Raw genomic sequence first — 25,350 nt, forward strand, 5'->3', positions numbered from 1 at the left:
AGGCGATGACGGAACCCAGGGAGATCGAAAAGCTGGTTCGGACGCGGCTACGGAGTCTTCGAACCACGCTCGGCTTGTCGCTCGACGAGGTCGCCGCACGCACCAACCTCAGCCCCTCCACCATCAGCCGCGTCGAAACCGGCAAGCGGACGATCAGCCTCGACATCCTGCTGCCGTTGGCCACGGCCCTGCATGTCGACCTCGACGCCCTGCTCGACGTGCGCAGTGACGACGATGTGGTCATCCGCCCGACGCCGGACAGCACGGGCGAGCGCACAACCTGGATGTTGAGCCGACCGACCGACAGCACGACCGCGGTCAAGATGCGCCTCGAACCAACCCGCAAAGCGGCTGAGCAACGGGTCCACCCCGGTCACGACTGGTTCTTCGTCACCGAAGGACGGGTGCGCTTGTCCCTCGGCGAACGCGAGATCACCGTCGAGACCGGCGAGGCCGCCGAGTTCGCCACCATGACACCGCACGCCTTCGCAGCCATCGACGGCCCGGCCGAGCTCATCATGATCTTCGATCGAGACGGCCACCACGCCCACATCCACCGCGAAACCGGGTAGCCATCCAAGAGCGTAAGACCTCGGCGCCCCAGGGCGGCGACTGCCAGCAGGTTCTGGAACTCAGCACGTTCAGGGTGTCGAGAATGCGGCGCTGGCTCCGTCCTAGGTACACCAGTGGCCACAACGGCCAGCGCGAGGAAGGAGAACACCATGACGATTCAGCGGATGGACAACGTCGGCATTGTCGTCGACGACATCGAGGACGCAGTACGAGGACAGCTACCGGCTCTGCTACGTCCGCGGCCCTGAGGGGATCTTCATCGGGTTGGCCGAGGATCTCGGCTAGCGGCCCGTCGCGGCCGACCTGCGACCCACCAGAACGATCCGCCTGGAGAGACCGAGAACGGCAACGGGAGGAACAACAATGCAACCGAACGAGATCACCGAGGTACTGAACCGACCGATCAGCCAGGAACTGTTGGCCCGCGACCTGACGCGCTTGGCCTATGTCGCCAAGGACGGCACACCCCGCAATGTGCCGATCGCGTTCGCCTGGAACGGCTCGGAGATCGTCATGTGCACGACGAAGAACGCGCCGAAGCTCCCGGCCCTACGCGACAACCCGACGGTCGCCCTGACGATCGACACCGAGGTGCACCCACCCAAGATCCTGCTCATCCGCGGCCGCGCCGAGCTGGACTACGTCGATGGCATCCCGGACGAGTATCTCCGGGCGACCAGCACCTACGAGATGACGCCCGAGCAGCGGGTCGAGTGGGAGGCGGAGGTGCGTTCGCTCTACCACGACGGCATGGTCCGGATCGTCGTGACCCCGACCTGGGCGAAGCTGATCGACTTCGAGACGACTCTGCCGAGCGCGGTCGAGGAACTGGTCCGACAGCGGGAGGAGCGTCAGCACGGCTGAGCGGCGCGCGGTCGCTCGCAGTGGGGATCGCCCATGCCTCGACCCCACCGCGGCACACGGGGTCTGTGAAGTCCGCCAGGAAATGTCCCAGGAAAACGTCCCGGTGGGATGTCGAGAACCCGCTCCCCGCTCCGTCCCCGCAGTGAACACGGCCACAATGGGCCGTTCGCGTAAGGAGAACATGATGGCCAAGTACCTGCTGCTCAAGCACTACCGGGGTGGCCCGGCCCCCGCCGCGGAGTTCGGGCCGATTGACCAGTGGACACCGGACGAGGTCGACGCGCATGTGCGGTTCATGCGCGACTTCGCGGCCCGGCTGGAGGAGACGGGCGAGTTCGTCGACACCCAGGCGCTGGCGCCCGACGGCGCGTTCGTGCGGTACGACGGTGAGGGGCGGCCGCCGGTGACCGACGGGCCGTTCGCCGAGACCAAGGACCTGATCGCCGGGTGGTACATCATCGACGTGGAGTCGTGGGACCGCGCGGTACAGCTGGCGGGGGAGCTGTCGGCGGCCCCCGGGCCTGGCGGCAAGCCAGTCTACGAATGGCTGGAGGTTCGCCCGTTCTACGGCGAGCAGTCGACGGTCACCGAATGAACGAGTCGCTGCTGCGGGACCTGGTGCCCGCGGTGATCGGGGTCCTCGTCCGGCGTAAGGCCGACTTCGCGTCGGCCGAGGATGCCGTGCAGGACGCCCTGGTCGAGGCCGTGCGCGTGTGGCCGGACGACCCACCGCGGGACCCCAAGGGCTGGCTGGTCACCGTGGCCTGGCGCAAGTTCCTCGACGCTGCCCGCGCCGACACGTCCCGACGGCACCGCGAGGAACGCGTCGAGGGCGAGCCCATGCCCGCCCCGGGCGAGGCGGTGGACGACACGCTCCAGCTGTACTTCCTGTGCGCTCACCCTTCCTTGACACCGGCCTCGGCCGTCGCGCTCACGCTGCGCGCGGTCGGCGGCCTGACCACGCGTCAGATCGCGCAGGCCTACCTCGTGCCGGAGGCGACCATGGCCCAACGGATCAGCCGGGCCAAGCGGACCGTCTCGGGCGTCCGGTTCAACCAGCCCGGGGACGTCGCCACCGTGCTGCGCGTGCTCTACCTGGTCTTCAACGAGGGCTACTCCGGCGACGTCGACCTCGCCGCCGAGGCGATCCGGCTCACCCGCCAACTTGCGGCCAAGATCAACCATGAGGAGGTGGCGGGCCTGCTTGCGCTCATGCTGCTCCACCACGCGCGGCGCCCGTCACGGACCCGCACCGACGGCAGCCTCGTGCCCCTCGCCGAGCAGGACCGCAGCCTGTGGAACACCCGCCTGATCGCCGAGGGCGTCGACGTCCTCCAAGCGGCCCTCACCCGCGACCGCCTGGGCGAGTTCCAGGCCCAGGCCGCCATCGCCGCGCTGCACGCCGACGCGCGGACGGCCGAGGAGACCGACTGGGTGCAGATCGTCGAGTGGTACGACGAACTGCTGCGGCTCACCGACAACCCGGTAGCCCGCCTCAACCGCGCCGTCGCGGTCGGCGAGGCCGACGGCCCAAGGGCCGGACTGGTTGCCCTGGCGGAGCTCGACCCCTCCCTGCCCCGCCACACGGCGGCCGCCGCGTACCTCCACGAGCGTGACGGTGACCCAGTCACCGCAGCACGGCTCTACGCCGAAGCCGCCCGATCAGCACCCAATCTCCCCGAACGCGACCACCTCACGCGACAGGCCGCACGGCTCAACGCGCAGCTGCGCAGTTGAGCGGCGGACGGTAGGCATACACCGACGAGGGCTTCCTTCACCATCTCCATACAGGTCTGGATACAGGGCTGACGCATTCCCTTCGAGTCAGGGCTGACGCCCCGTTTCCCTCGACGGCGTCAGGGTCGCCAGATGACGACCTCGACGGCACTGGCCCGCTCGGCAAAGCGGCCGTTCGGGGCTGATTTCTGCAGGAGGTGGCGCAGATCGCCTTCGAAAGCGGGGAGTTGGTCGGTGAACAAGTGCGGCGCCGAACTGGAAAGGGAGAACACCGCCGAGATGATCTCGTCGATGCTCCGGTCGGTGATCCGTTCCTCGTCGATGGTGATCCGGGTAGGGCCGGTATAACCGGCTTGTCGCATGACGGCCTCCTCGCCTCCGCGGGTGCCTTGCGGCAAGTGGCCTTGTCCGGCCCGGCGTACTGGTCCGAGATACCGGGCGACCAGGTCCTCGATCTGTTCCCACGGTGGTGGCGGGTGCGGCAGCGGGTGCTCACCGGTCACACCACGGTGCGTGGTGGCACCGACGTGGATCCAGGCCCCACCTGGGCTGAGCATGTCGCGGACGCGACGGGCGACCAGGGGCTGATCCATCCAGTGGAACGACTGGGCGAACGAGGCGACCTGGAACGTGCCCAGGCCGGCTGGCAGGTCCTCGGCGCGCAGATGCCGCCATTCGATGGCGCCTGCCTCCGCCTCCCCGGCCCGGCGCTGTGCTTCGGCGATCATGCCGGGGTCGGCGTCGACGCCTACTGCCGAGGCGAACCGGGGTGCCAGCAGGACTGTGAGCGACCCGGGTCCGCAGCCGACGTCCAGCAGTCGCCCGGTGCCGTCGAGATCGAGTTCATGGCAAACAGCGTCGGCGAGGCTGGGCGGGTAGGGCATGCGGCCGATGCCGTAGTGGGCTGCGCTCCCGGAGAACAGCGTCTCGTCCCACGTCCATTCCTTGGCGTCCATTTCAGGATGGTACTGGCGAGGCGATCCGCGGCCGGTCGGTGATCCGACGCCACAGCTGGGCAGGTGCATTCCGCATGTGACGCCTGGAAGTAGCCGAGCATTCGGGCCGGGTCCGTGAGGATGGTTGTCAAAATCCTGTGGGCAGACGCGGGGTGTAGGGCTCCTCGAGGGCGTGCATCTCGCTGTCGGTGAGCTGGATGCCCAGTGTCGCGGCGGCGTCGACCAGGTGCTTGGTGGGTCCGACGATGGGCGCGGTGACGACGGGATTGTGGAGTACCCAGGCGAGGGCGATCTGTGCCATGGGCACGCCACGCGCTTCTGCGACCTGCTGCACCGCATCCGCGATGGGCTTGTCCTGCGCCTCGAAGAACCGACGGCCCACCGGGTCGGTGGAGGCGCGATGTGTCTGTGTGCCCCACGGCCGGGCCACACGGCCCTTGGCGAGCGGACTCCACGGGACGCTGCCCACGCCCTCGTCGGCCAACAGCCCGAACATCTCCCGCTCCTCCTCCCGCTGCATCAGGCTGTACTGGTTCTGCATGGAAACGAACCGCGTCCAGCCATGCAGGTCAGCGGTGTATTGCAGCTTCGAGAACTGCCACGCCCACATGGACGAGCCGCCGATGTACCGGACCTTGCCGGAACGTACGACATCGTGGAGGGCTTCCATCGTCTCCTCGACGGGCGTGTGCGGATCGAAGCGGTGGATCTGGTACAGGTCAACGTAGTCGGTTCCCAGCCGCGTAAGGGATGTGTCGATCTGCTCCAGGATGGCCTTGCGCGACAGCCCTGAGCCGCCTGGACCGTCGTGCATCTTGAAGAACGCCTTCGTCGCCAGCACGACGTCCTCCCGGCGGGTGTACTTCTCGATGGCTCGCCCGACGATCTCCTCCGAGCTGCCGTAGCCGTAGACGTTCGCGGTGTCCCAGAACGTGATGCCGAGCTCGACGGCCTGCCGAAAGATCGGCTCCGCGGCGTCGTCGTCGAGGGCCCATTCGCTGAAGCCTCGGGATGGGTCACCGAAGCTCATGCAGCCCAGCGCGATCCGGCTGACCTTCAGTCCCGAGTTCCCCAAGCGCGTGTACTCCATGACACATTCCTTCCGTGACAGCTCTTGTGTACGGCGGGGCAGGAGCCGAAGTGTTCCGGCGCGGGTCCGCCGAAGTTGCGCAGTTCCTCGGGCGTCCACACGCTCACTGGCGCGGCGAACACCGCACGCTTCGTCTACCTCGACCCGGCCTCCAGGGACTTCCTCGTCGACTGGGAACGTGCAGCCGCCGACATCGCCGCGATCCTGCGGTCAGAGGCGGGGAGAAACCCGCACGACAACGCCCTCACCAACCTCATCGGCGAACTGTCGACCCGAAGCGAAACTTTCCGCACCCGATGGGCCGCACACAACGTGCGCTTCCACCGCACCGGCGTCAAGAAACTGCACCACCCGGTCGTCGGCGACCTCGACCTCAACTTCGAGGCCCATGGAGTTCCCCTCCGACCTCGGCCTCACACTTCTGGTGTACACCGCACTGGCCGGCACGCCGACAGCCGACGCCCTCCAGGTGTTGGCTAGCTGGGTAGCGACCCAAGACCAACGCGATCAGGAAGAGACAGACGCGGCAGCAGGAAAGGAATGAGGGATCAGGGCCCGAGGCGGGCGAGAAGCTCCGCTCGCCTGTCGGGTGTGGTGAAGCTCGCCTGGATGGCGTTCCGCGCGATGTCGTGCAGCTGTCGAATGGTGAGACCGAGTGAGGCTGCCACGAGGTATTCCCGCCCGATCGTCGTACCGACCTGGATCGGATTGTCTGTCGCGAGAGCCACCGCGACACCAGCCTCGATGAGCTGAGGCAGTGGATGCTCCTCGAGCGACGGCGTGGCGCCTAGGAAGGCATTGCAGGTCAGTGCGCACTCCAAGGTGATGCCGCGGTCGATGAGCAGATCAATGAGGCCCGGTTCGGAGGCGGCGTGAATGCCGTGCCCGATGCGGGTGAGGCCGGGCGTCTGGGCCGCGGCGGCGATGTTGGCTGTGGACATTTCGCCAGCGTGCGCGGTGACGCCGAGGCCGACCTCCGCGAAACGCTCAGCGAGGCGGTAGATCGGGGTCCAGTCGGCGTCGGTGAGGTACGGCTGGTACAGAAAGTCCACGCCGGCGAGGCCGTCGTCCCGGGCCCGCACGCATTCGTCGGCGATGGCGGCAACCTCGTCCGCGGGCAGTGTCGTCATGACGATGGCGATCGCCTCGGCGCGGAGCTGAGGGTACTTTTCCTGGGCGCGCTGTTCAGCCTGGCGGAAGAGTTCCATGAACCGAGCCTTGCGTATTGTGCGGCCGTCGCCTCGCACCTCCACGTAATGCGCGCCCGCCTCGGCCTCGAATTCCAGGAGTTCGGCAAATCGGGCTACGAAGAGGTCGTCATCATCGTCGGCTAACGGAACTGGTTTGACCGTGCCGATGAGACGCAAGCGTTCTTGTCCGGCTGGAACGGTCTCGATTATCTGACGGCGCCAGGCCGACCAGTCATATGGTGGTCGACCGTCACGCCTGGAAAAGATGCGGTCCAGGCATCGCTCAGCCTCTTGGTGCAGATGCAGGTCGGCCTTGGGGATCGCGTCGATCGCTCGTAGACAATCGCTGGTCATCGCGTTCGTGGGATCGGTGCTCAGCATCGGCGGCCGTATCGATTCGAGGAATTCGGATTGGCTGATTTTACTTGAATATTCCCCTGGACATGCTGACGGCCGGCTGAGAGCGCATACGGGCGAAGAAACGTGTCCGGAAATTGCCAGGGCTGCGACGATGGCCGGACCCAGGTCAAAGCCGTGGACTCTCGCCCGCGGCCAGCAGTCGCTGCCCGATGGTCCGCGCGGCTTCCTGGAGTTCGGGGCACTTCACGATCCGGTACGACCTCGGCAGCGCCGCGAGTTGCTCGGCGTACCAGATCGGGTTGCTGGTGCTGCCGACCAGTCGGGTGGTCTGAGAGTCGACTGGTTCGAGCCGCCCGAGGGCGCGGGGGAGGCAAGGCGTCACGGTGTCGAGGGGCGCGTCGATGACGACCTCGGTGGCGTAGTCCCAGCCGACGGCGAGGTGCGTTTCGAGGTCGGCGACGGGGTCGAGGTCGGCGGGCGGAGTGAAAATGCCGTCGAGGATCTCGACGGCGGTGACCCGGTCGATGCGGTAGGCGCGCCGATCGTTCGCATGGTGGGACCAGCAGAGCAGGTACCACCGGCCGTGGCGTACGACGACCGCCCACGGGTCAACCTCGCTCACCCACTCGGACCCGGCCTCGGAGCGGTAGGCGAGCCGCACCCGTCGGTGGTTCGAGCGGGCCTCGACGAGCGCGGTCGTGGTTTCGGGGTCGGGCCGGGCGGCGGAGCGGTCGGGGGCGGGCGCGGTACTTCGACGGACGGCCTCGGCCTGGGCGGCCACCGGCTCCGGGAGTGCCTGCACGATCTTGCCGAGTGCGCTGCCGACCAGGGTTGCCGGATCGCCTGCGTCGTGGTGGCCGTCGAGTACGGCCATGACCAGTCCGAGGGCTTCCGCAGCCGTGAACATCAGCGGCGGAAGCCGAAGGCCGCGGCCGATGCGGTAGCCGCCGTGGGGCCCACGGACAGACTCGATCGGGATACCGGCCTCGCGGAGGATGCCGACATATCTCCGGGCGGCCCGCTCCGAGACACCGAGCTTGTCGGCGAGCCGGTCGGCGGTGATGCCCGGGCTGGCCTGGAGAAGTTCGAGGGCCAGGAGGGCCCTTGCGGTGGGGCTCGTGTCGTACGCCATCAGCAAGTCCAGAATCCGGAAGTGGAACGTCCGGATCGGAGCGTAGCGTGTGGCGCCATGACCAAGGAAGACCGACGCCGAGGGCGACGGGGCCGGCCAGTGCAACGCCCGTTGAGCCGCGACCGAGCGGGTCTTCCCTACGACGAACGATCACAGCCATGATGGCGGCCATGGAAGAGGCGGCCGAGGGGGACCACGACGGCATGGTCGTGGAGTTCAGCGGCGAGATCTGGCAGTGGCGGGGCCCGGCGCCGTACTACTTCGTCACCGTGCCGGAGGAGGAGAGCCTCGACCTGCAGTCGGTTTCCGCGGCAGTCACCTACGGCTGGGGGATGATCCCCGTCCAGGTGCGGATCGGCGACACCGAGTGGGCGACGTCCCTGTGGCCCAAGGACGGGGGATACGTCGTACCGCTGAAGGACATGGTGCGCAGGGCCGAGGGGCTTGACGACGGCGACACCGTCACGGTCCGGCTGACCACGAGTGGTCGCCAGTAACCCGAGTGGCACCCGAGCTGTACCCACGGCCGGGGACGCCCGCAGGTTCTGCGTCCCGCCGGCGACCGGGACCCCTCCCACCCGCTCGGCGATACGCTCCGGAGAAGTAGGACGAACTGGTCATATCCGCAGCGACTGCGAGGACGGCGATGAGCTCTGTCGGTCCGGAACACCTGCCCTCCCCCGACGCGGACCAGCCGCCAGTTGAGCAACGTCCGCGCGCGGTCACCGTCGCCGCCGGGCTCTGGCTGGCGTTGGGCATCGTCCTCGCGGTGGCTGCCCTTTGGTACTGGGCGCAGCAGAGCGGGACCGGCGCGTCGCTGTCGCCTGTTGCGGTGTTCCTCGTCGTCGGGCTGGGCGTGGTCTTCGTGGTGGCGTCGACGCGGCTGCGACGCGGAAGTGCCGTTGCCCGGATCGTGCTGACCGTCCTCGGCGGTCTCTTCATACTCGCACTCTGGCCCATACCCGTGGTGGTGCCCGCCGTGGTCCTGCAGTTCCTCCCGGCAAGCAACGCGTGGTTCCGGTGGCAGGCGGCGCTACCTCGGCCGGAACAGCCCTGAGCCGATCTCGGTGGACACGGCAACTCCTCAGCCATACTCTCGCAGGGCGCTGGAGGGCGCTTCCGGGTCCGCGGGAAGGGCATAGTCCACCTTCGTTCGACCTACGTATGCACGTCGCCGGCCTCTACTTTCTGGCCTGAACGTGGACCCAGGCGCTCGAGAAGGAGACGCCATGGCCGTCCGTTCGCCGACATCTGATCCGGAGCCGCTCCATCGCCGACTCCAGTTGGCTGGAGCGTCCAACCACCAGAGCATGTTCAGTACGCAGGCGGTGGCTGCCGGCGGATCGGTGCGACGCACGTACGGCGGCGTGGTGGCCTACCGGCCCGGCACGGAGATCCTCGTGGGCTTTCCAGACGTACCGTCGGCCGAGGCGTCCGAGTTCGCCGACGAGGTGGTGGCCTTCGCCCGACAGCATCGCCCTCTCGGTCAGGTGGGCTGGTGGTCGATGGATGAGCGGGCGGTCGACGACCTCGGACCCCGGCTTCTCGCTCGGGGCTTTCACTGGGGTTGGCGGCCGAACTGGATGGGACTGGACCTCACGAACCTCGTCGAGGACAATCCCGAGCCCGAGGGTCTGGTCGTGGCCGAGATCGACAAGGACACCGATCGCGGTCTGGAGGATCTGCCGTATCGGCCGGTGGCCAGCGATGGGACCGTCCCATCGCTGCGGTGCTTCGCCGCGTTCCTCGAGGATGTCGGTGTGGGCGCCGTCATGCTGCACCTGTCCGAGTTCGAAGGGGAGTCGATCGGCGGAATCTATGACACGGCCGTCGTGGCCGGCGTCCGGCGGCAGGGCATCGGCACGGCGCTGACGGTCGCCGCATGCCGATCTGCGCGAGAGTTGGGCTGCCAGCACGTTCTGCTCAACGCGACGGCCATGGGTGAGCCGGTCTATCGGCGGGCGGGCTTCAGGGCGTTGGGTGAGGCCGGTCAAACCTGGTGGATGCCCCACGAGACGCTCCAAGCCCCGCCACCACCGCGCGAGGAGGTAGTCCTCGTGGAGGCGATTGGACGCGGAGACGTGTCCGCCGTCCGTGGTGCACTGCAGGTCGAACCGCGGGCCCTCGAACGCAGGTTCAGCTGTGGACTCACCCTCGGCGAGATCGCTGAGGTGACCCACCAGCACACGATCACGCGGTTGCTCACGTCGTACAAGCCCTGATGTGCACCGGCGCGACGTCACCTGCCGCCCCGGCCGCGCGTGATCCGGCGCGACGGGCGCTTTCTGACCGTCCGGGTCGATCACGCGGAGGCAAAGTGGTCAACTGTCTGTCTGCCCGGGTGGTCGGGGCGCGCTCGACATGCAGGTTCGGCTGCTGGCTCATCGACATTCCCCTTCCTGGCGTTGCTGTTCGGCCACCCGACTGGACCATGGGCCGTCAGTTCGTGGGCTCGGCTTGCGCGCTGGGTGTACGCCGGAGCCAGTCGTTGAGGGTGTCGAAGTCCACGAGCGTGAGGCCGTGTTGAGAGTCGACGCGGTGAAGCAGGGCCGGGCCGTGATGGTGTGTCGTGACCCATGACCGGTCCAGTTCGCCGATCTCGTCGTCCACCCAGATGAACGGGCGTCCTGCGGCAGCCTCGACGAGGGCCTTGGTCTTCCAGTGCAACACGCTGAAATCGTCTTCCTCGGGTGCGTCCGGAAGGTCGGCCACTGGTAGCTCTGGCAGTCCGAGCAGCGGAGCGATCACCTCGTTGGCGCCATGCATCCACGCCGTTGCCCAGACGAGTTCGCAGGACAAGGCCCGCAGCAGTGGGCCGTGTGCCGGATCGAGCTTCGCGAGCTGTGGATTCGACGCGTCCTGCCATGCGCCCCAGTCGATGGGCGAGGGACGCGGAACGCCGCCGACCGGCAGGAGGGTCCCGTCGACGTCCAGGAACAGCAGGGGGCGCCGTGCATGATCGGCCACGGCCGCACCGTATCGGCTTTCGCGCGAGGCAAGCCGTTGGGCCGTTCACGGGGCCGGCGGCGCCATGATGTCGGGCCACCGCCCGGCAGGTCCGGGTGCGGTTGACATGCAGCCAGTTGGCTGCCTAAGTTGTAGGCAGCCAACTGGCTGCATGTTTGGGGGTGGCAGATGGACGAGGTGTTCAAGGCACTGGCGGACCCGAGCCGGCGGCGGCTGCTCGACAGCCTGAACGCACGAAACGGCCAGAGCCTGCGCGAACTCTGTGCGGGTCTGGACATGGCCCGGCAGTCCGTCAGCAAGCACCTCAGCCTCTTGGAGGCCGCCAACCTGGTCGCCACCGTGTGGCGCGGCCGGGAGAAGTTGCACTACCTCAACGCCGAACCGATCAACGCCATCGCCCAGCGGTGGATCAGCCAGTACGACCGCGATCGGGTCCACGCACTCGCCGACCTGAAGACAGCATTGGAGTCAGAACCCATGAGCAAGCCGGAGTTCGTCTACACCACCTACATCAACACCACGCCCGAACGACTCTGGCAGGCGTTGACCGATCCCGCGTTCACCGCGCGGTACTGGGGGACCACGTTCGACACGGACTGGAAGGTGGGATCGTCGATGACCTGGAACGAGCACGGCATCACCACCGCCGACCCCGGCCAGGTCATCCTCGAGTCCGAGCCCTGCCGCCGACTTTCCTACACCTGGCACACCTTCACACCCGAGTGGTACGCCGGTGCGAAGGAATGGGTGGCCGCGGACTTCCTCGACAGGGCGGTGAAGGAACGCCGGTCCAAGGTGACCTTCGACATCGAACCTGCCGGACCGTTGGTCAAGCTGACCGTCGTCCACGACGGCTTCGAGCCCGACAGCGTCGTCCTGGAAACTGTCAGCCAAGGCTGGCCGCATCTGTTGTCCAGTCTCAAGTCGCTGCTGGAGACTGGCGAGCCCCTTCCTGACCCCGAGCCGGTCGGCGCCCGCCAGGGAGGCTGAGCGGCTCGCGGGCGCGGCCATCGACCTGATCACGGTCAGGTCGATGGCCGCGGACGCGGTCGGGTTCCAGTTTCCGGCGGGCGGCCGGTGCGATGTCGGTGGCGGCGGAGGTCACGATGCGGCCTCCATCTCCAGCAGGGTCCTCTTGGCGGTGACGCCCCCGACGTACCTCCCGATCGAACCGTTGGCGAGGACCACGCGGTGGCAGGGCACGACGACGGGGAGCGGGTTGCGCGCGCACGCGGTACCGACCGCGCGCACCGCTGCCGGGCTGCCTGCGGCCGCGGCGACGGCGCCGTAGCTCGCGGTCGTGCCGTAGCCGATCTCGCGGAGATGATCGAGCACGAGCCGGCGGAAGCCGCGAGCGAGCCGCATGTCCAGGGGCAGGTCGAAGGCTCGTCGGCGGCCGGTGAAGTACTCGTCGATCTGCCTGGCCGCCGGATCGAGTCGGGCAGGGGTGCGGAGGATGCGCGGGCTGACCTCGCCGGCGAGGGCGTCGAGGACCTTCTCGTGACCCTCGATCGGGTACGCCACGCGGACCAGCCCACGTTCGGTCGCCGCGACGAGCAGCTCGCCGACGGGGGTGTCGACCGTGCGGTACGCGACATCGAGGATTCCGGCCCGCTGGGCCTGGTCGGTCAGGTGGTCGCGGAGCCGGTCGTACGCCTCGCCGAGCGGATCGGCGTCGGTCGCCCGCTCGAGGGCGGCGCGCAGGTCGGCGTCCTGGCCCGCGTCGGGTTCTGGCGCGGTGGTGATCATCGGGTGATCCCCTCCTGTAGGCGGTTCTCACCCTGTCAACGCACGGCCCAGGGCGATTCGTGAGGTCGCCGCGGGAGATCGTCCGTCCGACGCGCCGAGTCTGCGGTCGAGGATGGCGCCAGCCGGCGGACTGGGCGGAAGGTCTGGTTCGTCGTGCTGTTCGCAAGATGTGGCGCCTGCGTTCGCGGTCCTGGCAATCAACCCGGCCGCTGCTTGCCTGTCACCGGCAACCAGTGCTGCCCACCGGGGCCCTCGGCCGCGGCATGTTTGCCGTACCGACGCAACCAGGTGATGCTCGAGGGGTGCGAGGACGTGCAGCGGGCAGCGCGCGGGCGCTTCCGGGGGGCAGTGGCGGTCCCGGTCGCCTCCGGACGGTCGATCTTGCCGGAGTCCCGGCCCTGGCGAGCCAGGACGCAAAGGGCGCACCGGCCGACCTGCTCGGTGACTACCTGCTCGTGCTGTCAGAAATGAGCGCCACAGGTCGCCGGCTCCGTCGGGAGGAGCTCGAAACCAGGCGGGCTGTCGGTGTCCGGGCCGCGGAGCGAGGCGTGCCTCTGCGGGTGGTCATCGATCTCTACCTCAGTGCGACGTGGCTGGCCTGGCCACTGCTGCCAGGGGTACGTCGGGCCCGAGGCATCACCGAGCTTCGGAGCCTCGGGGAGAAGCTCTTCCGCGCGGCCGACGCGTCCGTCAGCGCGATAGCCGAGGGTTACGAAGGTGCCCAGCGTCGGGCCATCCGGCAGGAGGAGGCGCAGCGCCGTGAGTTCATCGACGATCTGCTGAACGGACATCGTGACCTGGGCATGCTGGCCGAGCGCGCCCAGCAGTTCGGACTCCGGCTCGCGGGTGCGCATGTCGTTGCGGCCGCGGAGGCTGAGCAGCCCTTTGCCGAGGGCGATCCGGTGGCCCGCAGAGTCGAGCGGGCTCTTCTGTCGCGGTTCGGCTCGCGGGACCTTCTCGTGACCACGAAGGAGGGGCTGCTGCTCTGCCTCACCGCAGATGACCTGACCGACGTACCCGACCAGTTCGCCAGTGAGGTGGAGAAGGCGATCGGGAACGACACCGGGTGGCGCGTGGCGATCGGGCGGGCGCATTCCGGCCCGGGCGGCGTCGTGCGGTCGTTCGAACAGGCGCGTAGCGCTCTCGAGTTCGCTCGGCAGCTCAAGCTCGAGGCACGTGTTCTTCGGGCGGCCGATCTGCTCGTGTTCCAGGTCCTCTTCCGTGATCGTGCGGCACTCGCCGAGCTGGTCACCGCGGTGCTGGGTCCTCTGGCGGAGGCACGTGGTGGCGCAAGACCGCTGCTCGACACGCTGTCGGCCTACTTCTCGGCCGGAAGCGTGGCGACCGTTGCGGCGCGCCGCCTGCAGATCGGTACCCGGACGGTCACCTATCGCCTCGACCGGATCAAGGCGCTGACCGGATACTCCCCGGATGATTCGATGCAGCGGTTTGCGTTGGAGGTGGCGGTCCTGGGTGCGCAACTGCTCGACTGGCCCGAGGTCGAGACCCCCCGCGAGCGAGCGTAGGCGCCCCTCCCTGTGGCGCCCTCGTATCCGACTATCCGCGCGACGTCCGGGGACGCGCTTGACGCGGTAGGGACGGCGACAGCAGGCACTCGAGCACCTGACTCGCCGTGATGACACCGCGCAGGTGCTGCCCGTCGCGAACGCCGACGAGCGGGCAGCGCAGCTGAATCATCACCGACGCCAGCTCGATGAGCGTGGCCTGCCCATCCACGACAGCCAGCTGCGCCGGGGATGGCGGCACGATGTCGCCGATCCGCCGCCCGGCAAGGTCATCGGCGATCCGATCGGCATGCTCCTCGTCGTAGACGTGGGCCAGGCAGGGACTCTCCTGGACGTACGCGGGGACGAGCGATCGCAGGATGTCCACCGTCGACACCACGAGCGGCGGCCGGGCCGTACCGCGGGTGACGATCAGGCCTGGCAGCCGCTGGCTGGCCACGAGTCTCAGTACGTGTACGGCGTCATCTTCGTGCGCGGCAACCGGGAGACTCTCCTCGACGATCTCGACAGCGCGCATGTTTCGGCCCTCCCACATCGATGGGTCCGGCAAAGTGCACCGCGGCCCTCGGACCTCAACGGTGCCTCCCGCTGCATGGTCGCTTCGTTTGTCCTGGCGCGGCAATGGCACTCCGCACCGCAGTAGGCCCCGCCTTGTTGCCGGACTACGGCAACCCCGCGCGGCGAAGCCTGGCGGCTCGCGATCTGGTCCACGAACCTCAGGCCAGCCGACGATGGCACGGCATCCGGTCACCGGAGGTTGCCGGCGCTTCGTGCGTCCCGGACCGCCGCCGGCTGGACAGCTGCTCCGGGGGTCGGCGACGGATTCATGCGGCCAGTCCACGGCGCTCGGGACCAGTCACGACAAGGGCAGGGCGGCGATGGGCCTTCGTAAGGCAGACGACACCCGGAGCACGGTTCTCGGACCGGTTGTCCGTTTCCTGAAGGAGGAGACGACCGGGGGTTACCTCCTCCTCGGTGCCGTCATGGTGGCGCTCGCCGTGGCGAACAGTCCGGCATCGTCGGCCTACGAGGGCCTCTGGACGACGAAACTCAGCATCGGCCCGGGCCCACTCGCGATCACCGAAGACCTCAGGCACTGGATCAACGACGGCTTGATGACCTTGTTCTTCTTCGTCGTCGGGCTGGAGATCAAGCGGGAGCTGGTGAGGGGGGAGCTGCGCGACCGGCGGACGGCGGCACTTCCCGCGATCGCCGCGGTCGGAGGCGTCGTCCTGCCGGCTCTCACGTTCCTGGTGATCTCGGGAGGTGGTGAGCGAGGAGCCGGGTGGGGGATTCCGATCGCCACGGACATCGCGTTCGCGGTCGGCGTCCTGGCAGCGCTCGGCGACCGCGTTCCTTCCGGTGCCAAGCTGCTCCTGCTCAGTATCGCGATCGTCGACGACATCCTCGCGATCGCCGTGATCGCGGTGTTCTACTCGTCCCACCTGGCACCTGGCTGGCTCGCGGCGGCCGGAGCCGGGCTCGTCCTCGTGCTGGCCCTGCGTGCCGGGGGAGTCCGTACGATCTGGCCCTACGTCGTGACAGCGCTCGGGGTCTGGTACGCAACCCACGAGTCCGGAGTCCACGCGACCATCGCAGGTGTCGCTCTCGCCCTGCTCACCCCCGCTCGACCCTTCAGGGGACGCGACGTCCTCGGCGAGCTCGAGAGCCGACTCCACCCGGTCACGGCGTTCGTCGTCGTACCGGCCTTCGCCCTCGCGAACGCCGGTGTCGACCTGCGGGGGACCGCCTTGCCCGAGGCGGCCGGCTCTCGGATCGCGTGGGGAGTGGCAGCGGGCCTGCTTCTCGGCAAGACCTTGGGAATCGGGATCGCGGCGTCCGTGGCCGTCCGCGCGCGGGTCGGCTCCCTTCCGTGCGGCTTGAGCCTCGGCAACGTGTGGGGGATCGCGGCGCTGGCGGGAATCGGATTCACCGTGTCGCTGTTCATCGCCGGCCTGGCCTACCACGATCCGGCCAGCGTGGAGCAAGCCAAGATCGGCATCTTCGCCGGCTCGCTGGCCGGCGGGGTGATCGGGGCCGCACTCCTGACTCGCTCGACGTCTGCCGAGACACGGGAGAGGGCCGCGTCGCGCTGATCGCATCGCAGGCGGTTCGTGTCCCATGATGAGGGCATGGAGGTCACCGAGGTCCTGCTGCCAGGTGTGGGAATCCGCTACGAGTTCAACACCGAAGAAGGTGAACGCGTCGGGATCATCGCCCGGCGGACTGGCGACGTCGACCTGGTCACCTACGCCGCAGCTGATCCCGATGTGGCTCGTCCCGTTCTCAGCCTGACCGCCGACGAGGCGGAAACCGTCGCCGAGATCCTCGGTGCCCCCCGGGTTGCCGAGCGATTCGCCGATCTCACCAGGGAGGTACCCGGACTCGGCGCCGGCCAGATCGAGATCGGCCGGGGCTCGCGCTTCGACGAGCGGCCGCTCGGCGACACGCGGGCGCGGACTCTGACGGGTGCCTCGATCGTCGCCATCGTCCGTGATGCCCAGGTGATCGCCTCTCCCGGACCCGGCGAGCTGCTCCGAGCAGGCGACGTCCTCGTGGTGATCGGTACGCACGACGGGATCTCGGCTGTCGAACGACTCGTCCGTAGCTGAGCGGGGTACCCGTGCACTCATCCACCGGCCTGCTGGTCGAGCTGGGTATGGTCCTGCTCGTTCTCAGCCTTCTGGCGGTGCTTGCCCGCCGGCTCGCGCTGTCTCCCGTGCCTCTCTACCTGCTTGCCGGGCTCGCGATCGGGGACGGCGGCGTGGTGCCGACTCCGGCGGCGGGGGAGTTCGTGGAGGTGGGCGCGTCCATCGGCGTGGTCCTGCTTCTTCTGGCCCTTGGCCTGCAGTTCTCCTACTCGGAGTTCAACGACAGCATGCGGCGGCACCTACCGTCTGCTGGGGTGGACTTCCTGCTCAACGCCACGCCAGGTGCGGTCGCGGGATGGCTCCTTGGCCTCGGGTGGACCGGGAGCCTGGCGCTGGCGGGAGTCACCTGGGTGTCGTCGTCCGGCATCGTCGCCCGGCTTCTCAACGACCTCCGCCGCATGGGCAACCGGGAAACGCCATCGGTGTTGGCCGTCCTCGTCCTGGAGGACGTCGCGATGGCGCTCTACCTGCCGTTGATGACGATCCTCGCGGCGGGCGGCACCTGGCGACAGGCGGTGTTCGGCGTCGCCGCCGCATCGGGGGCGCTTCTCCTGGCGTTCACCGCGTCCCACCGGCTGGGGACGTCGGTCGACCGGATGCTCGCGGGCGCCGACACCGAACAGTTGCTGCTCCGCGTCTTCGGCCTGACGTTGTTGGTCGCCGGACTCTTCGAGTTCGCCAACGCCTCCGCGGCCGTCGGCGCGTTCCTCGTCGGGCTCGTCCTGACCGGCGAGGTGGCCGAGCGGGCTCGTCAGGTCATCACTCCGCTGCGGGACCTGTTCGCCGCCGTCTTCTTCCTCGCGATCGGGTTCACCGTCGACCCGCGTGACCTGCTACCAGTCCTGCCCGCGGCCTTACTCCTTGCCCTGGTGACCGCAGGGACCAAGGTGGTGGCGGGCTGGTACGCCGCGGCGCGCGACGGAGCCGGTCCACGTGGTCGGCTCCGCGCCGGTACGGTGCTCATCGCCCGGGGCGAGTTCTCCCTCGTGATCATCGGCTTGACCGGCATGGCCGGCCTCCTCACCTCGCTCGCCACGGCGTACGTGATCGTGCTTGCCGTGATCTGCCCCCTGGCGACGCGGTTCACCGGCATCGCCGGGCCGTCGCCCGCTGCGCTCCAGCCTCGCGCGGTCGACCCGGTCTGATCCGCCCGGGCCACCGAGCCGCCGGGCCACTGGACCGGTCCTGCGCTCAGGCGCTGACGTCGACGAGCTTTTCGAACCAGAACTCGTGCTTGAGGAACGACACGTCGTACTCGTGACCCGGATACGGCGGGATCAGCTGGGCGGCCTGGATGAGCCGCCAGCCGTCCTGCAGGGCGGCGACGCCGGTGTCGTAGGCCGGTTCGTCCGCGTCCCCTGTGGTCGGCGCCGTCCGGCCGGTCCCGTCGTAGACCGACCAGCCGATGACGGAGCTGTCGAGGGCGGACGTGGCGAGGTAGAGGACGAGCACCTGTTGCCGCAGGGTCGGTTGCGCGACCGTGGTCGGCGCGGTGGCGGCGTTCATGCAGGCTCCATTCGTTCGTACGTACGCCTGCGAGAGGTCGTACGGCACCAGAGGGGGAACAGGCTCGGGATCGGACGGCCGTGGCGCGGGTGTCAGACGCCGACGGTCACGACGCGCTTCGGGTAGTTGGAGACCCGGGTCGCCCAGTAGTCGATGTCGAAGGTTTCGTCGCCGGTCAGCGCGCGCCACATCAGCACCCGGTTGTAGATCTCCAGCCGGCCGGTGGCGTGCTCATACCACGGGAAGCGGGTCCGCAGCTTCTCACCGACCGCGGGGTCGTGCAGGTCGTCGGTGTTCCACAGCCGGTGCTGGCGCACGGTGGGGTTGAAGCGGATCTTGAACATGTAGCGCTTGATGTCGCTGTCATTGCGGCGCCCGCCGTGCCAGATGCCGTGGTGGACGAAGACCACCGTGCCGGCGGGGCACACGAGCCGCGTCTGGCCGCGGAGGTTCTGGTAGCGCCCGGTGTCGGACTCGTTGGTCCGGCGCAGGTGACTGCCGGGCACGCTCAGCGTGCCGCCCATGTCGAGCGTCACGTCCTGTGGGTAGTACATGAGCTGGACGTCGAACGCGTCGACGCGTACGTCGATGATGGCGTCACCGTGCAGGGGCTGAGCCTGCCCCTGGCGAGGTGACCGCACGTGCACGGCGTGGTGGTCGATCGTCGGACCCGGGCCGACGAGACTGTGGATGGCCCCGGCGACCTTCGGCAGTTCGACCAGCCGCCGGACGAACGAACCCTCCGGGTAGGTCTCCGGGATCGACGTGCCGTAGGGCTTGTGCGGGACGCCGGCGGTGAAGACGTCGACCGCTTCGGCGTTCATCTCCGCGGGGACGACTCTCTCCATGATCAGCGAGCCGTGTGAGACGAAGTGCGCCATCTGGACCGAGGTCAGAAGGTCCTCGCGGGCGGGGTGGATGGCCATGTCCTCTCCAGGGGTGCCGGGGATCGGGCTCGTGGCGTACGCAGGCCTGCTGGTCGCCACCCATCAACGGTAGGTCGGGTAGGGCAACAAATGCGTGGGTCTCGCTCACCAGTAGTGGTAGATATTCACCATGAGCCTGCATGCATCGTCCGGCTCCGGTCAGCGCCAGCTGGTCCCGGTGCGACTCGACGAGCCACCTGAAGTGGTCAGCCTCGGCGTCGGGCTGCACGGGACGGCCCGGCCGCGCGACGTGTTCCGGCTCCCGGACATGTGGCAGTTGCACCTCTACCGCTACACGGCGGAGCTCACCGTCGACACGGTTGTGCACACCATCCGTCCGGGCTATGTGAGCCTCGTGCCGCCGGGTGCCCTGGTGCAGTACCGCTACCGCGGCCGGTCCGAGCACCTGTACGCCCACCTTCGCCTGCCGCCCGCCAACGGCAGGGGATCGGAGGTGGCGGCGGCGCGGGACGACCTCCCGACCGTGCATGACCCGGTGTCGCGGCAGCCTGGGGAGGTGCGGGAGGGCCCAGCGTCGTCGGCGGCGCCAGTGGTGCCGGTAGGGCAGGAGGTGCCGGTGGCGCCAGTGGTGCCGGTGGTGCAGCAGGTGCCGGTGGTGCAGCAGGTGCCGGTGGTGCAGGACAGCGGTGCCGAGATGCCGATGCTGTCCACTCTGCTGCTGCAGGCCATCGCCGCCTGGCCGCGTACTCCCGCGCGAGCGGCGGCCGAGGTGTGGGCCGCGTTGTGGCGCGTGGCCCAGCTGGGAATGCTGGCGGAGACGGGACGTACGCACGCAGCGGTGGGCACCGCCATCGCCTACATCGAGTCCCATCTCGCCGGCGAGCTCACCGTGCCGGCAGTCGCACGGGCCGCCGGAGTGTCGCACAACCACCTGACCCGACTGTTCCGGGCGGAGACGGGCGACACTGTGGTGGGCTACATCCGGCGGCGTCGGATCGAACGCGCCAGGCACCTGTTGCGGGAGTCGACCCTGCCGATCCCGACCGTGGCGGCGTCGGTGGGAATTGGTGACCTGCAGGCGTTCAACAAGGCGTGCCGCCGGTTGCTGGGATCGGCTCCCCGTGCGGTGCGCGCAGGCGCGGACAGGACATAAGGGCGCGGGAGAAGCGAGGTGTCCGGCCTGTGGACCTGCCGGGGTAAGCGACGCCGCACCCGGGCTCGGTGTAGGCGGCCGGCCGCGTGGGTCTTCGGCCTGTCCGGTCACTCTCCGATGAGGCCGTCCACCGACTCTCGGATGAGGTCGGCGTGTCCGTTGTGCCGGGCGTACTCCTCGATCATGTGCATCACGATCCACCGCACGCTGGCTGTGCGACCGTCCCAATTGGGGCGTTGTGCCCGCCGGTCTAGTCCGCCGTCGGCCAGGGCTTCGGTGAGCAGATCGCGGGAGCGGGACACCGCGTCCCGCCAGAGGGCGTGCACCTGCTCGGGGGAGTCCTGGGCAGCTGTGTGCCACTCCCAGTCGGGGTCGGCGTCCCAGTCGACGGCGTTCCACACGGCCTGACGCTCGTTCCCCCAGATGCGGTGGGAGAACCAGTGGTCCTCGACGTAGGCCAGGTGCTTGAGCATCCCGCCCAACGTCATCGTCGAGACGCCCACGGTCGCCTTCAGACCGGCCTCGTCCAGGCCGGCGCACTTCCACGCGAACGTCGCGCGCTGGTACTCCAGGAACCCTACGAGGGTCTCGATCTCGTCAGAGGCCAGAGGAGGCTCCGGCCGGCCCTGCTCGTCCAGGGTGCTCATCACTCCACTCTCCTAACGTGTGTCGGAATCCTGTGCCGCATCCACGTCATGGAACACGGCCGGGTCATGATGGGTCGTCGAATCGGGTCTGGTTCGGTGTTCGACCGTCAGTTCAGCTGTCCCGAGGCCGTGCCTGGGCAGCCCTGGCCGATGTGAGCGCTGCTAGGGGGTGTCTGATGCATCACGATCGGCTCACGGCGTCCCGCATCCCGCCTGGCTGCGTTCTCGTCGATCGGCGCACAAGACCAGTGCGCCTTCCTCCTCGGCCTTGCCAGCCGGGCGCGGATACGCCGCTCACTGATCGATCGTGATCCATCAGACACCCCCTAGAAATCGATGCGCATGAGGATGCGCCTGGTGGTGGGTCTGCTGACCTCGACGAAGCCGGCTGCGGTGAAGACGGCGGGGGTACCGACGTGAAAGACCTCGGTGCTGTGGGGATAGCCCTCCAGGGCGCGGGCTCCTCGTTGTCGGGCGAAGTCGACGGCGGCGCGGGCCAGTGCCCGGCTGATGCCGCGGCGTCGGAAGCCGGCCCGGGTGACAAAGCACGTCACCGCCCACACGCTGTCATCGGTCTTGTCTTCGGTTCGACCGGCCCAGGGGACGGGGCAGTGGCTTAGCAGGCGCGGGTTGGACGGTCGCGGGTCGACCGCGCACCAGCCGACCGGCTCACCGTCGAGGTAGGCGACAAGACCGGTCGTGGTGGCCGACTCCGGCTGTCCGCAGGCGGTCTGTTCTCGGAGCCGGGAGGCGAGTCCGTCGGCACCAACCGTGGCCCAACCCTCCTTAGGCCGCATCTTGTACCGCTGGCACCAGTCTCTGGCCGGAGCACCGCGGGTGCCGAAGATGGCTTGCAAGTCTTCCCAGGTCGCCTCGTTCGCGGGGACGATCCGGAGTTGATCGTCGGTGACCTGTGGCCTCTTGCGACTCTTGGCGCCTGCTCCGCTGCGCCCCACCTGTTGATCGTCTCCGCTACCTGGTTGGCGTCGCCCGGCTGCCTGAGGTGCCTTGCGATTGGCTCGAGCAGGACGCGCCCGAGCGGGATCCTGCCTCGCCTCCAGCGCTGGGACGGCCACGGTGAGGTGGATCGTGACGGTGTCCCCGTCGGCGAGCCCTTTAGGCTTGCGCACCGAGTCCCTTATCGGGAGGACGTAACGTCCGTCCTTGTGCCACATCGATGTCGCCCACTCGACCTCGCCGATCCGCGCCTGTACCCGGAGCATTCCCCGGTGATAGCTGGTGCCGGACGTCGCCACTTTCAGCTGGAGGCTCTGCTCCTCAGGCACCGCAACGAAGTAGTACGGCGCCGGACCGCGCCACTGAAAGATCTCGCCGCTGAACTCAACCTCCAGGCGGCCATCGCCTGTACGCATCTCCGGCGCCGATGACAGCCGGCGCAACGCAGTGGTGAACTTCTCGCCCTCGCGTGCCGCAGCGCGGGCGTTCCGGGCCCTGGTTGTTTGCTTCTTCGGCATGTCGACATCTCTCCCCAGCAGCCCCACGCACCGCCGGTACCAGATGACAACCAGGCGGAAGCTTGCGCGGGCCCCAGGAGACCTTGGCCGACGAGTGCCACCGCAGCGTGGGCGCGGAAGCAAACGGCGAACGGCGTACGCGTCATGCCGCGCCAGCACGCTAGCACCGGCAGGGACAATGCGCATCTCCCCGTCCACAACCGAGTGGGACAGCACCTACGAGGCGCTTCATTTCCCCCGAGGCACGGCGAATTCGCCGTGCATCGTGGGGAAACAGCGTGCATCGTCTACCGACGGCGCGGGCGCCGGGGTGAGCGAAGCCGGGAGGGTTCGCGGGTTCTCAGGAACGCCGGATGTAGTCGGCGAGCTGTTCGCGCTCGAACTCCAACTCGCCGATTCGGGTCTTCACGATGTCGCCGATGCTCACGAGTCCGGCGAGGCTCCCACCGGCCAGCACCGGGACGTGCCGGATCCGCTCCTGCGTCATCAGGCGCATCAGTTCATCGACCGTGTCGCCTGGCTCGCAGGTGTGCACTTCGCGGGTCATGATCGAGGACACCGGACGGTCGAGTACCTCGGTGCCGGGGGTGAGGTGGCGCACGATGTCGCGTTCGGACGCGATGCCCTGGATCGTGGCGCCGTCCCGGCTGACGACGACGGCGCCGATGTTGTGCTCGGCCAGGACATGGAGAAGATCTCGGACCGAGGTCTCAGGCGCGATCGTCACCACATGTGCGCCCTTGCCCCGAAGAATCTCGCGGATCCGCATCACCGGCCTCCCTTCGCCTGCCGGTGCCGCCCAGCACCGGCTGGGTACCCGTGAGCGCAGGCTAACTCTCCGGGGCCATGCAGCGGAACGCCTTCGGGCATGTCGTACAGATTTTCACTCCCAGCGACGACCTCCAAAGAAGTGCTTGACGGTCGGCGACACCTTGGCCATACTCCCCAACATGTCTTTGGAGGTCGGCTCGCTCAGAGCTCTCGCACATCCGGTCCGGCTGCGAATCCTCTCCCTGCTCACCGGCGTCGCTCTGTCGGCAGCGGAGATCGCGCGTGAGCTCGACATCAGCCAGGCCAACGCGTCCTACCACGTCCGCACCCTCGCGGCCGCCGGCTATCTCGCGGAGGCAGGCGAGGAGACCATCCGGGGTGGTGTCGCCAAGCGGTACGCCTATGTCCCCGGCTACCCGAAAACGGAGTCGAGGGACCGCGACCCCGAGGGCCAGGCACTCGTCTACCAGGCCATAGCGGAGGAGCTCATCCGGCGAGCCCGGCTCTGCGCGACGACGCCCCCGTTGCCGCAGTCCCTCATCGATGCCGAGTTGTGGGTCGACCCGGAGGACTGGAGGCGAGCCACGGACCTGGCCATGGAAGCGTCCCAGCTCCTGCATCGGCGGGCACATCCGCCGCGTACCGAGGGCACCGTCCACGTCAGTGCCACGGTCGCGATGTTCCCGATGCGATCGGACGCGCCATCGGACGCGCCATCGGAGGCGCCATCGGGCACGTCATCGGACGCGTCGTCGCGCGAGCCGGGGGAGCCCGGCAATGGGTAGGCGGCAGGACAGCCGCCCATCCGGTCGCGTCCGTGGCCAGGTGCTCGCCAGGACACTTGGCCGGGCGCTCGGCGACAACGCGTTGGCACCGCTGCGGCGCGTGCCGTACCGCTACTACCTCGGCGCCCGCTTCGCCTCCCTGCTTGGCAACGCGATCGCGCCGATCGCGCTCGCGTTCGCCGTGCTCGACCTCACCGGATCGGCGGCCGCGCTCGGCATGGTGCTGGCGGCCCGGACCATCCCGATGGTCGTCCTCATGTTGTACGGAGGCGTCATCGCCGACCGGTTCCGCCGGCACGTCGTCCTGGTCCTCGCCAATGCCCTCTGCTTCGCGACGCAGGGCCTCGCCGCCGGGCTCCTGCTGAGCGGTACGGCTGAGCTCTGGCACCTGGCCGCGATCGAGGCGGTCAACGGCGCGGCCGTCGCCTTCACGATGCCCGCCATGCAGGGCCTCATGCCGCACCTCGTACCGCGGGAGGAGCTGCAGCAGGCGAACGCACTCGGCGGACTGGTCCGCAACGCCACGGTGATCGGAGGGGCGTCGGCCGGCGGCGCGATCGTCGGGTTCGTGGGGCCCGGTTGGGGGCTGGCCGTCGACGCGCTGAGCTTCGGTGTCGCCGCCGCGCTCCTGACCCGGCTCCGGCTGCCGGCGACCGACCGCCTCGAGAGGAGCACGGTGCTGCACGACCTGCGGGTCGGCTGGCGCGAGTTCGTGGCCCGCCGCTGGGTCTGGGTGATCGTCGTCGCGTTCGGCGTACTGAACGCGATTCAGGCTGGCGCGCTCCAGGCCCTCGGCCCGGTGATCGCGGACGAGACGTTCGGCCGCGTCGGCTGGGGGCTCGTCAACTCGGCACAGGCGGTCGGCCTCGTGATCGGCGGCCTTGTCCTGCTGCGGTACCGGCCGCGGCACCCGATGCGGCTCGGTATGGCCGGGATGCTCACCCTCGTGCCTGTCTACCTCGTCCTCGGGCTCTTCCCGTCGCTCTGGCTGCTGATGCTCGTCATCTTCGTCGCCGGCTTCGGAATGGAGCTGTTCGGCATCGGGTGGGAGACGGCCCTGCAGCACCACATCCCGCACGAGAAGCTGTCCCGGGTGGCGTCGTACGACATGCTCGGTTCGCTCGTGGCGCTTCCGGTCGGCCAACTGCTGGCGGGTCCCCTCGCGGAGGCATACGGAGCACGGGACGTCATCGTCGTCGGTGCGATGATCTACGCCGGAGTCGTCGTTCTCACCCTGGTCGACCGGTCGGTCTGGACACTCCAGCGGGCCGACGACGCCGCGCCCGCCTCTTCCACCTGGACAGCGCCCGCGAACGCCTGAACCGTAGGTC

Annotated in this window: 28 protein-coding genes; 16 read left to right on the top strand and 12 right to left on the bottom strand. The window is 68.7% G+C overall.

Annotated features, from left to right (window positions below; all coding sequences use genetic code 11):
- The first annotated feature begins 5 nt into the window (after positions 1-5).
- The 4 genes from ABNF93_RS30540 to ABNF93_RS30555 all read left to right on the top strand — a co-directional run bounded on the left by ABNF93_RS30540 (position 6) and on the right by ABNF93_RS30555 (position 3,174).
- Positions 6-572, top strand: coding sequence for a helix-turn-helix domain-containing protein (locus ABNF93_RS30540; RefSeq protein ID WP_349331703.1), 567 nt, complete (start codon positions 6-8; stop codon positions 570-572).
- Positions 573-936: 364 nt separating this feature from the next.
- Entirely contained in the window at positions 937-1,437 is a 501-nt protein-coding gene (locus tag ABNF93_RS30545; protein WP_349331704.1) for a pyridoxamine 5'-phosphate oxidase family protein, read from the top strand.
- Between the two features lie 184 nt (positions 1,438-1,621).
- A complete protein-coding gene (locus ABNF93_RS30550; RefSeq protein WP_349331705.1) occupies positions 1,622-2,032 on the top strand; it encodes a YciI family protein in 411 nt (136 codons plus the stop codon).
- Entirely contained in the window at positions 2,029-3,174 is a 1,146-nt protein-coding gene (locus ABNF93_RS30555) for an RNA polymerase sigma factor (RefSeq protein WP_349331706.1), read from the top strand. The genes ABNF93_RS30550 and ABNF93_RS30555 overlap by 4 nt, the downstream gene beginning before the upstream one ends.
- 119 nt (positions 3,175-3,293) lie before the next feature.
- On the opposite strand, the gene ABNF93_RS30560 is transcribed toward ABNF93_RS30555, so the two are convergent.
- On the bottom strand, positions 3,294-4,130 hold the full coding sequence (locus ABNF93_RS30560; protein ID WP_349331707.1) for a class I SAM-dependent methyltransferase: 837 nt from the start codon (positions 4,128-4,130) through the stop codon (positions 3,294-3,296).
- 127 nt (positions 4,131-4,257) lie between these two features.
- The gene (locus ABNF93_RS30565) at positions 4,258-5,220 is read right to left on the bottom strand and encodes an aldo/keto reductase (protein ID WP_349331708.1); all 963 of its coding nucleotides are present in this window, start codon (positions 5,218-5,220) and stop codon (positions 4,258-4,260) included.
- Between the two features lie 75 nt (positions 5,221-5,295).
- Between ABNF93_RS30565 and ABNF93_RS30570 the strand changes: the two genes are divergently transcribed.
- Complete coding sequence (locus ABNF93_RS30570; RefSeq protein WP_349331709.1) at positions 5,296-5,700, top strand: MmyB family transcriptional regulator; 405 nt, start codon at positions 5,296-5,298, stop codon at positions 5,698-5,700.
- 68 nt (positions 5,701-5,768) lie between these two features.
- Here the strand turns inward: ABNF93_RS30570 and ABNF93_RS30575 are convergent, their stop codons facing one another.
- Positions 5,769-6,791 (bottom strand): amidohydrolase family protein, encoded by a 1,023-nt coding sequence (locus tag ABNF93_RS30575; protein WP_349331710.1) that lies wholly within the window; start codon positions 6,789-6,791, stop codon positions 5,769-5,771.
- A 145-nt stretch (positions 6,792-6,936) separates the two neighbouring features.
- Complete coding sequence (locus ABNF93_RS30580) at positions 6,937-7,902, bottom strand: helix-turn-helix transcriptional regulator (RefSeq protein ID WP_349331711.1); 966 nt, start codon at positions 7,900-7,902, stop codon at positions 6,937-6,939.
- Positions 7,903-8,072: 170 nt separating this feature from the next.
- Here ABNF93_RS30580 and ABNF93_RS30585 point away from each other — a divergent pair, with 170 nt between their 5' ends.
- The 3 genes from ABNF93_RS30585 to ABNF93_RS30595 all read left to right on the top strand — a co-directional run bounded on the left by ABNF93_RS30585 (position 8,073) and on the right by ABNF93_RS30595 (position 10,124).
- Positions 8,073-8,399, top strand: a complete 327-nt coding sequence (locus ABNF93_RS30585; RefSeq protein ID WP_349331712.1) for a DUF1905 domain-containing protein — start codon at positions 8,073-8,075, stop codon at positions 8,397-8,399.
- Positions 8,400-8,548: 149 nt separating this feature from the next.
- Positions 8,549-8,959 carry a hypothetical protein gene (locus ABNF93_RS30590; RefSeq protein WP_349331713.1) on the top strand — a complete coding sequence of 137 codons (411 nt, stop codon included), beginning with the start codon at positions 8,549-8,551 and terminating at the stop codon, positions 8,957-8,959.
- A gap of 172 nt (positions 8,960-9,131) precedes the next feature.
- Entirely contained in the window at positions 9,132-10,124 is a 993-nt protein-coding gene (locus ABNF93_RS30595) for a GNAT family N-acetyltransferase (RefSeq protein ID WP_349331714.1), read from the top strand.
- Positions 10,125-10,341: 217 nt separating this feature from the next.
- On the opposite strand, the gene ABNF93_RS30600 is transcribed toward ABNF93_RS30595, so the two are convergent.
- Positions 10,342-10,869 carry an HAD domain-containing protein gene (locus ABNF93_RS30600; protein ID WP_349331715.1) on the bottom strand — a complete coding sequence of 176 codons (528 nt, stop codon included), beginning with the start codon at positions 10,867-10,869 and terminating at the stop codon, positions 10,342-10,344.
- A 168-nt stretch (positions 10,870-11,037) separates the two neighbouring features.
- Between ABNF93_RS30600 and ABNF93_RS30605 the strand changes: the two genes are divergently transcribed.
- Positions 11,038-11,859 carry an ArsR/SmtB family transcription factor gene (locus ABNF93_RS30605; protein ID WP_349331716.1) on the top strand — a complete coding sequence of 274 codons (822 nt, stop codon included), beginning with the start codon at positions 11,038-11,040 and terminating at the stop codon, positions 11,857-11,859.
- A gap of 111 nt (positions 11,860-11,970) precedes the next feature.
- Here ABNF93_RS30605 and ABNF93_RS30610 read toward each other — a convergent pair whose 3' ends face one another.
- Positions 11,971-12,618, bottom strand: a complete 648-nt coding sequence (locus ABNF93_RS30610; RefSeq protein ID WP_349331717.1) for a methylated-DNA--[protein]-cysteine S-methyltransferase — start codon at positions 12,616-12,618, stop codon at positions 11,971-11,973.
- Between the two features lie 302 nt (positions 12,619-12,920).
- Between ABNF93_RS30610 and ABNF93_RS30615 the strand changes: the two genes are divergently transcribed.
- Positions 12,921-14,144 carry a PucR family transcriptional regulator gene (locus tag ABNF93_RS30615; protein WP_349331718.1) on the top strand — a complete coding sequence of 408 codons (1,224 nt, stop codon included), beginning with the start codon at positions 12,921-12,923 and terminating at the stop codon, positions 14,142-14,144.
- Between the two features lie 31 nt (positions 14,145-14,175).
- Here the strand turns inward: ABNF93_RS30615 and ABNF93_RS30620 are convergent, their stop codons facing one another.
- Positions 14,176-14,661, bottom strand: a complete 486-nt coding sequence (locus ABNF93_RS30620; protein WP_349331719.1) for a CBS domain-containing protein — start codon at positions 14,659-14,661, stop codon at positions 14,176-14,178.
- Between the two features lie 361 nt (positions 14,662-15,022).
- Between ABNF93_RS30620 and nhaA the strand changes: the two genes are divergently transcribed.
- From nhaA to ABNF93_RS30635, 3 genes are read left to right on the top strand one after another with little or no spacing between them, the layout of a single operon-like run.
- Entirely contained in the window at positions 15,023-16,240 is a 1,218-nt protein-coding gene (gene nhaA / locus ABNF93_RS30625) for a Na+/H+ antiporter NhaA (protein ID WP_349331720.1), read from the top strand.
- Between the two features lie 36 nt (positions 16,241-16,276).
- Positions 16,277-16,756 (top strand): cation:proton antiporter regulatory subunit, encoded by a 480-nt coding sequence (locus ABNF93_RS30630; protein ID WP_349331721.1) that lies wholly within the window; start codon positions 16,277-16,279, stop codon positions 16,754-16,756.
- An 11-nt stretch (positions 16,757-16,767) separates the two neighbouring features.
- Entirely contained in the window at positions 16,768-17,940 is a 1,173-nt protein-coding gene (locus ABNF93_RS30635) for a cation:proton antiporter (protein ID WP_349331722.1), read from the top strand.
- Between the two features lie 46 nt (positions 17,941-17,986).
- Here ABNF93_RS30635 and ABNF93_RS30640 read toward each other — a convergent pair whose 3' ends face one another.
- Together ABNF93_RS30640 and ABNF93_RS30645 are read right to left on the bottom strand one after the other, a co-directional pair.
- The gene (locus ABNF93_RS30640; RefSeq protein ID WP_349331723.1) at positions 17,987-18,301 is read right to left on the bottom strand and encodes a hypothetical protein; all 315 of its coding nucleotides are present in this window, start codon (positions 18,299-18,301) and stop codon (positions 17,987-17,989) included.
- Between the two features lie 92 nt (positions 18,302-18,393).
- A complete protein-coding gene (locus ABNF93_RS30645; RefSeq protein ID WP_349331724.1) occupies positions 18,394-19,287 on the bottom strand; it encodes a phytanoyl-CoA dioxygenase family protein in 894 nt (297 codons plus the stop codon).
- Between the two features lie 70 nt (positions 19,288-19,357).
- Between ABNF93_RS30645 and ABNF93_RS30650 the strand changes: the two genes are divergently transcribed.
- Positions 19,358-20,341 (top strand): helix-turn-helix domain-containing protein, encoded by a 984-nt coding sequence (locus ABNF93_RS30650; protein ID WP_349331725.1) that lies wholly within the window; start codon positions 19,358-19,360, stop codon positions 20,339-20,341.
- A 107-nt stretch (positions 20,342-20,448) separates the two neighbouring features.
- Here ABNF93_RS30650 and ABNF93_RS30655 read toward each other — a convergent pair whose 3' ends face one another.
- The 3 genes from ABNF93_RS30655 to ABNF93_RS30665 form a co-directional block, all read right to left on the bottom strand.
- A complete protein-coding gene (locus ABNF93_RS30655) occupies positions 20,449-20,988 on the bottom strand; it encodes a DinB family protein (protein WP_349331726.1) in 540 nt (179 codons plus the stop codon).
- Between the two features lie 326 nt (positions 20,989-21,314).
- Complete coding sequence (locus tag ABNF93_RS30660; RefSeq protein WP_349331727.1) at positions 21,315-22,463, bottom strand: GNAT family N-acetyltransferase; 1,149 nt, start codon at positions 22,461-22,463, stop codon at positions 21,315-21,317.
- A gap of 340 nt (positions 22,464-22,803) precedes the next feature.
- Entirely contained in the window at positions 22,804-23,232 is a 429-nt protein-coding gene (locus tag ABNF93_RS30665) for a CBS domain-containing protein (protein WP_349331728.1), read from the bottom strand.
- Between the two features lie 181 nt (positions 23,233-23,413).
- On the opposite strand from ABNF93_RS30665, the gene ABNF93_RS30670 reads away from it, so the two are divergent.
- Entirely contained in the window at positions 23,414-24,019 is a 606-nt protein-coding gene (locus ABNF93_RS30670) for an ArsR/SmtB family transcription factor (protein ID WP_349331729.1), read from the top strand.
- Positions 24,012-25,340, top strand: a complete 1,329-nt coding sequence (locus tag ABNF93_RS30675) for an MFS transporter (RefSeq protein ID WP_349331730.1) — start codon at positions 24,012-24,014, stop codon at positions 25,338-25,340. Before ABNF93_RS30670 ends, ABNF93_RS30675 begins: the two co-directional genes overlap by 8 nt.
- Positions 25,341-25,350: the final 10 nt, after the last annotated feature.

This window comes from Actinopolymorpha sp. B9G3, from assembly GCF_040120725.1.
In the GTDB taxonomy this organism is placed as follows: domain Bacteria; phylum Actinomycetota; class Actinomycetes; order Propionibacteriales; family Actinopolymorphaceae; genus Thermasporomyces.

Coding starts and splice junctions, on each gene's coding strand:
- nhaA (WP_349331720.1), top strand. CDS start 15,023: ATGGGCCTTCGTAAGGCAGACGACACCCGGAGCACGGTTCTCGGACCG.
- ABNF93_RS30640 (WP_349331723.1), bottom strand. CDS start 18,301: ATGAACGCCGCCACCGCGCCGACCACGGTCGCGCAACCGACCCTGCGG.
- ABNF93_RS30630 (WP_349331721.1), top strand. CDS start 16,277: ATGGAGGTCACCGAGGTCCTGCTGCCAGGTGTGGGAATCCGCTACGAG.
- ABNF93_RS30610 (WP_349331717.1), bottom strand. CDS start 12,618: ATGATCACCACCGCGCCAGAACCCGACGCGGGCCAGGACGCCGACCTG.
- ABNF93_RS30540 (WP_349331703.1), top strand. CDS start 6: ATGACGGAACCCAGGGAGATCGAAAAGCTGGTTCGGACGCGGCTACGG.
- ABNF93_RS30620 (WP_349331719.1), bottom strand. CDS start 14,661: ATGCGCGCTGTCGAGATCGTCGAGGAGAGTCTCCCGGTTGCCGCGCAC.
- ABNF93_RS30660 (WP_349331727.1), bottom strand. CDS start 22,463: ATGCCGAAGAAGCAAACAACCAGGGCCCGGAACGCCCGCGCTGCGGCA.
- ABNF93_RS30650 (WP_349331725.1), top strand. CDS start 19,358: ATGAGCCTGCATGCATCGTCCGGCTCCGGTCAGCGCCAGCTGGTCCCG.
- ABNF93_RS30560 (WP_349331707.1), bottom strand. CDS start 4,130: ATGGACGCCAAGGAATGGACGTGGGACGAGACGCTGTTCTCCGGGAGC.
- ABNF93_RS30590 (WP_349331713.1), top strand. CDS start 8,549: ATGAGCTCTGTCGGTCCGGAACACCTGCCCTCCCCCGACGCGGACCAG.
- ABNF93_RS30655 (WP_349331726.1), bottom strand. CDS start 20,988: ATGAGCACCCTGGACGAGCAGGGCCGGCCGGAGCCTCCTCTGGCCTCT.
- ABNF93_RS30605 (WP_349331716.1), top strand. CDS start 11,038: ATGGACGAGGTGTTCAAGGCACTGGCGGACCCGAGCCGGCGGCGGCTG.
- ABNF93_RS30670 (WP_349331729.1), top strand. CDS start 23,414: ATGTCTTTGGAGGTCGGCTCGCTCAGAGCTCTCGCACATCCGGTCCGG.
- ABNF93_RS30595 (WP_349331714.1), top strand. CDS start 9,132: ATGGCCGTCCGTTCGCCGACATCTGATCCGGAGCCGCTCCATCGCCGA.
- ABNF93_RS30565 (WP_349331708.1), bottom strand. CDS start 5,220: ATGGAGTACACGCGCTTGGGGAACTCGGGACTGAAGGTCAGCCGGATC.
- ABNF93_RS30550 (WP_349331705.1), top strand. CDS start 1,622: ATGGCCAAGTACCTGCTGCTCAAGCACTACCGGGGTGGCCCGGCCCCC.
- ABNF93_RS30545 (WP_349331704.1), top strand. CDS start 937: ATGCAACCGAACGAGATCACCGAGGTACTGAACCGACCGATCAGCCAG.
- ABNF93_RS30665 (WP_349331728.1), bottom strand. CDS start 23,232: ATGCGGATCCGCGAGATTCTTCGGGGCAAGGGCGCACATGTGGTGACG.
- ABNF93_RS30575 (WP_349331710.1), bottom strand. CDS start 6,791: ATGCTGAGCACCGATCCCACGAACGCGATGACCAGCGATTGTCTACGA.
- ABNF93_RS30555 (WP_349331706.1), top strand. CDS start 2,029: ATGAACGAGTCGCTGCTGCGGGACCTGGTGCCCGCGGTGATCGGGGTC.
- ABNF93_RS30675 (WP_349331730.1), top strand. CDS start 24,012: ATGGGTAGGCGGCAGGACAGCCGCCCATCCGGTCGCGTCCGTGGCCAG.
- ABNF93_RS30585 (WP_349331712.1), top strand. CDS start 8,073: ATGGAAGAGGCGGCCGAGGGGGACCACGACGGCATGGTCGTGGAGTTC.
- ABNF93_RS30580 (WP_349331711.1), bottom strand. CDS start 7,902: ATGGCGTACGACACGAGCCCCACCGCAAGGGCCCTCCTGGCCCTCGAA.